General features: G+C 76.6%; 2 protein-coding genes and 1 pseudogene. All 3 read right to left on the reverse strand.

The genetic code is table 11. The annotated features are described in order from the left end of the window. Nucleotides 1–447, reverse strand: a pseudogene (locus tag ACWGIU_RS34925) (apolipoprotein N-acyltransferase); the annotation flags it as partial. A 69-nt stretch (nucleotides 448–516) separates the two neighbouring features. Next, a complete protein-coding gene (locus ACWGIU_RS34930; protein ID WP_453712119.1) occupies nucleotides 517–1,032 on the reverse strand; it encodes a hypothetical protein in 516 nt (171 codons plus the stop codon). A 461-nt stretch (nucleotides 1,033–1,493) separates the two neighbouring features. After that, entirely contained in the window at nucleotides 1,494–2,285 is a 792-nt protein-coding gene (locus tag ACWGIU_RS34935) for a glutamate racemase (RefSeq protein WP_453712120.1), read from the reverse strand. Nucleotides 2,286–2,692: the final 407 nt, after the last annotated feature.

Genomic DNA, 2,692 nt, shown 5'->3' on the forward strand with positions numbered 1-2,692 from the left:
GATGGCGGCGGCGAACAGCGGCCAGGCCGGGAGCCTGCTGACCAGGGCGATACCGAGGCCGGTGAGGCCGATGAGGAGGGCCTCGAGGGTGCTCAGCGCGACCCAGGGCACCGGGCCGACCTCCTCACCGGTCCAGACGAGGAGCGGCAGCAGGAAGCCGAGTCCGGCGAGGAGCCCGAGGCCGAAACCGGCCCGGGCACGGCGGCCGTGGAGGCAGCCGGCGAGCAGGGCGAGGGCGAAGGGCGCCAGCCACCACAGCGGGCGGGGCGGGAAGCTGAGGTAGAGCAGCACGCCTGAGAGGACGGCGAGGACGGCACGCAGCAGCCACAGCCCGTTCCGGTTCGCGGCGGACCGGGCGGCCGCGGGGGGCGCGGCCCCTTCGGCCGGGGGCCCGTCGGCGGACTGCGAGGGCTCGTTCCCGGTCGCGCGGGTGACACTGCTGCTCATCTGGCGGAGTGTACGTCCCCGCGCCTCGCGGGCCGGTAAGCGCCCGGCCGCGCTCGCGGGACCACCCCTCTACCGGGCGAGGGCGCGCAGGTGGGTGCGGATCACGCGGACGGCGTTCTCGGCGTCGTCCACGGTGACGGTGAACCGCTTGCCGTCGTCGAGGACCAGCACCACACCCTCGCCGCGCCGGACGATGATCGCGGTGCCCTTCTCGGGGCGCCAGCGGTGGCCCCAGCCTCCCCACTGCTGCGGGGTGATGCGGGGGACGAACTCGGCGGAGGTGACCTCCGTGAGCCGGATCCTGCGGCGGGGCACCCCTATGTGGCCGCAGCGCACCTCCATGGCCTCGGCGTCGACGGTGACGGCGACGTGCACGAAGGCGAGGGTGCCGTAGATGATGAGCAGTCCTACGGCGAGGCAGCCGATCACGGACATGAGCAGCGGGATGATGCCGGCCGTCCAGGCGTAGTCGACGGCGAGTTCGACACCGAGCGCCAGACAGGCCGCGCCGACGGCGGCGAGCAGCCACTGCACACGGTTGGAGGCGCGGCCCGCCCAGAGCGGACCCGGAGGGTGACCCGTCATGAGTAGCAGCGTACTCACGTTCCGCTTGCCCGCCACCGTCTCGCGCCCACTCGGTGCAGCGCGGCTCCGCACGGCGGACGAGCGCCTCGCGCGGGGTCGCTCGCGGTGTCGCTCATGGCCGCCCCCTTCGCCGCGGCCCACGGGTACCACAGCCGGGAGCGGGTTCTGGACGCGGACGACCTGCGCACGCTGGCTCAGCGGCTCGCGGCGGCCGGCTGCCGCTGAAGTCTCCAGGCGCCGCCCGGGGACGGCCGCGCGCAGCCGCCGGTCGTGCGTGAACGGCACAAGGGTGCCGCCCAAGTGGGCCAGGGCTCCGGTTACCACCACGGCCGGGGCCAGGCGGTGCGTCGGCTCGTCCAGCAGCAGGTCGAGGGCTCAGGCCGGCCGGGCCCGCTCCAGCGTGCGGCGCTGCCCGGCGGAGCGGGCGCGCACGGGCCGGGTGGCCGGTGGATCGGGCTCGGTCAGCCGACGGGCGCGCCCTGGCCCGCGAGGAGCCGGCCTTCGGCATACGCGAACGCGGCGGGCGGCAGGGCCCCCTCGCGCCCGCTTCGCAGCACGACCAGCCCCCCCGTGCGCGGCAGCCCGGGTTCGGGCCGCAGGCCCAGGCGGCGCAGCGCCTGGACCGCGACGGGCTCGGCGGAACCGTGGAAGACCAGCTCCGCGCCCTGGGTCCGCGCGGCGAGGGCGGCCCGGATGGAGCTTTCGACCAGCTCGTAGTGCGTGCAACCGAGCACCACGTCGGTGACATCGGCCGGGGTCAGCGCGGCGGCCGCGGCGACGGCGGCCGTCACGGCGGCTTCGTCAGCCTCCTCCACGGCATCGGCGAGCCCGGGGCAGGGCACCTCGGTGACCCGGGCCCCGGTGGCGAAGTCGCGGATCAGCCCGCGCTGGTAGGCGCTGCCGGTGGTGGCGGGAGTGGCCCAGATCGCCACCCGGCCTCCGGCGGCCGCGGCGGGCTTGATCGCCGGCACGGTCCCGATCACCGGGATGGCCGGCTCCAGCTCGGCCCGCACGGCCTCCAAGGCGTGCACGGTAGCGGTGTTGCAGGCGACGATCAGCGCGTCCGGGCGGTGCGCGGCGGCGGCCCGGGCGACGGCGAGTGCCCGCTCGGTGAGGTCGGCGGGAGTCCGTGGGCCCCAGGGCATCCCGTCCGGGTCGGAGGACACGACCAGGTCGGCGTCCGGCCGCAGCCGCCACACCGCCGCGGCCGCCGCGAGGAGGCCGATTCCGGAGTCCATGAGTGCGATCTTCACGCGGCCACCTTAATCGACCCCTGTCCCGACGAGGCTCTCCCACCGCAACACCGGCCGACGACGGAACCACCCCCAAGGCAGCGCGACGCCAGCGCAGGAAGACCCACCGCACCGGGGCCCGCGAGCCCACCGCACCTCCGGGCCGCGAGCCGTCGCGCCGGGGGCGGGGAAACCCCGTAGCCCGTTCCCGAGGCCACCGCCCCGGGCGGGGATGCGCAACACACGCCGGGGCCTGGCACGCCAGGACGGCGAAGCAGCCGCACCGGGCCCGGAGACCGACCGGCGCAGCCGCCGGCCGGGAGGGCACCGCGGGGAGGCCACCGCCGGGAGACCGCCGCAGCCCTGCCGGGGAACCGGGCACCCCGGCAGGAGGTTGCCGCACCCCGGCCGGGAGGGCCGCCTCACCC

It is taken from the genome of Streptomyces sp. NPDC054840 (assembly GCF_053611065.1).